Origin of the sequence: Streptomyces sp. NRRL B-24572, assembly GCF_002156145.1 — a bacterium.
GTDB lineage: Bacteria > Actinomycetota > Actinomycetes > Streptomycetales > Streptomycetaceae > Streptomyces > Streptomyces vietnamensis.
Genome location: NZ_MWIG01000731.1, coordinates 1 through 2,268, shown reverse-complemented (window position 1 = coordinate 2,268; position 2,268 = coordinate 1). Strand labels below are relative to the sequence as shown.

Annotated in this window: 3 protein-coding genes; all 3 read right to left on the bottom strand. The window is 74.2% G+C overall.

Annotated elements, in window-relative coordinates; translation table 11 throughout:
- Positions 1–149 precede the first annotated feature (149 nt).
- Complete coding sequence (locus CCN56_RS34675; protein ID WP_086831773.1) at positions 150–953, bottom strand: PP2C family serine/threonine-protein phosphatase; 804 nt, start codon at positions 951–953, stop codon at positions 150–152.
- Positions 950–1,738 carry a hypothetical protein gene (locus tag CCN56_RS34670; RefSeq protein WP_256962331.1) on the bottom strand — a complete coding sequence of 263 codons (789 nt, stop codon included), beginning with the start codon at positions 1,736–1,738 and terminating at the stop codon, positions 950–952. Before CCN56_RS34670 ends, CCN56_RS34675 begins: the two co-directional genes overlap by 4 nt.
- Before the next feature lie 82 nt (positions 1,739–1,820).
- Positions 1,821–2,066: a hypothetical protein gene (locus tag CCN56_RS34665; protein WP_143664715.1), complete on the bottom strand. Its 246-nt coding sequence runs from the start codon at positions 2,064–2,066 to the stop codon at positions 1,821–1,823.
- Positions 2,067–2,268 lie beyond the last annotated feature (202 nt).

The window sequence follows — 2,268 nt, the reverse complement described above, 5'->3', positions numbered from 1 at the left end:
GCGCTCGTTCAGCCGCCACACACTGCCCTGCCCGCCCGTCCCCAGCGGCTTCGCCGCCCGGGTGACGCGGGTGCCGTCCCCGAGCGCCAGGGAGACGCCGTCGAGGGAGACGTGGTCGTCGCGGTGTCCGGGGTTCTCGTCAGCGGTAGTCATGTCCGTATCGCCCACAGGAGAGTCTTGTCGTCCCCGGTCACCCGGGTGATCTGGTCCGATCCGAGGAACTCGGAGAGCTGCCGCTCCTCCTCGTCGTGGTCGTAGTCGGGCCGGGCGAGCCGGTCGAAGAGGTGCCCGAGGAAGGCGTCGTGCGGCATCGGGGGCCGCCCGGCCGGCGCCCGCCGGAGCAGGGCCTGGGTCAGTCCGTCCGTGGACAGCAGCACCCCGTCGATGCCGTCGTCGCGGACGCAGTCCACCCGGAGGTGGCGGAGCGCGGTGGGCGAGCCCACGAACACGGTCTCGTTCGCGTACTCGCTGCCCGTGTGCGCGCGGGGCAGCAGGTCGTACGCGGGGTGCGCGGGATCGCCGACGTCCGACCGGACGACCACGAGACCGTCGCCGACCGACAGCTGCCCCAGCCAGCCCGGGGCGAGGACCACCACCGTCAGCGTCGTCGCGTACGGGCCGGGGGAGCCGTCGCACGACTGCAGGAACGCGGCCCGCACCTCACGGAACGCCTCGGTCAGCGCCTCCTTGCGCGCGTGCGCGTCCGGCAGCCGCTCCCAGGGCGTCACCAGGGGCTCGAACGTCCTGGTCGCCAGCCGTACGGCCAGCTCGGCGCCCTCCTTGGAGCGCGGCGCGCTCCCCGCGCCGTCCGCCACCGCGAGGACGAGCCCCGACGGGGTCCTGCGGACCCGCCACGCGTCCTGACAGGGCATCCGCTCCCGCAGGTGCCGGTAGCCGATGGCGCTGGTGCCGTGCACCCGCCAGTCCGGGGGCGGCCCGTCCGCCGGCCTCACGCCGGGACCTGCCCGCCGCCGCGCCGCCGCTTCAGACGGGCGAAGATCTCCTGGAACTCGGCCTCCGCCGCACCGCCCTGGGTCGCCTTGGCGCTGTGCGACATCGCCGTCAGCAGCTCCGCGAACGGGAAGCCGTCCAGCCACGCGTGGTAGTGCGGCGCGAGCTCCTGCAGCACCTCCTCGGCCCCCGCGTGGCGCTCGCTGACCCCCACCGCGAACAGCCGGAAGCGGCGCTCCTCCTCCGCCTTGCGCAGATCGGGCAGGAGTTCGCGGTACGCGTGCGAGAACCTGCCCTGCTCGTCGCTCGGGTAGCCGTCCGTGACGACACAGATCTGCGGGCGGTAGTACGTCAGCCCCTCCGCCCGCAGCCCCGCCTTGTAGTCGGCGACAACCTCCATCGCCAGGCGCAGCGCCCGGTCGAGGAGCGTCACGCCGTGCGCGCGCAGCACCGGCGGCCGGAACTCGTGGGCCGGTACGAAGGGACTGTGCGGCCACACCGGGGCGGTGGCGCCGAGCGGGGTGGACCCCTGCCAGACCGTGATGCCGTCGCTGCCGCCGAACGTGATCACGGCGACGTCGACGGCGGCGCTCAGCGCCATGTCCTCGGCGAGGCTCTCCGCCCACGAACCGAGGGCGGTGTTGAGCGAGGAGATGGCATCGCTCCGGGTCAGGGAGGTCGAGGTGTCCAGGCAGAGCAGCAGCGGCAGACGCTGGGCGCTGTCGAACTCGAAGCCCATGTACGGCACGGGGAGCGGGGCTTCGTCGGGCTGGGGCGTGGCGGTCACGGCTACTCCGTGGAGCGATGGGTGGTCAGGAAGGGACGAGCGGGTACGGGACGGGGCGGTGGTCCGCCGGACGTGCGGAGGTTCAGCGGAGCGGACCGGCCCGGAACACCGGCGGTTCCGAGTCCGGGACGCGGGTCACCCGTACCCGTTCACCGGGGTACGGGTACGCCGACGCGGAACCCTGCCAGTGGGCCCGGCACAGGGCGCCCTCCCACTCCACGTAGCCGTGCGGGCGCAGCCAGGTCGCGACGGTCGCGACGTCCCGCCTGCCGCCCTGCAGCGCGAGCGTGTCGAGGTCGCGGCCGTCGCGACCTGGCTGCGCCCGCACGGCTACGTGGAGTGGGAGGGCGCCCTGTGCCGGGCCCACTGGCAGGGTTCCGCGTCGGCGTACCCGTACCCCGGTGAACGGGTACGGGTGACCCGCGTCCCGGACTCGGAACCGCCGGTGTTCCGGGCCGGTCCGCTCCGCTGAACCTCCGCACGTCCGGCGGACCACCGCCCCGTCCCGTACCCGCTCGTCCCTTCCTGAC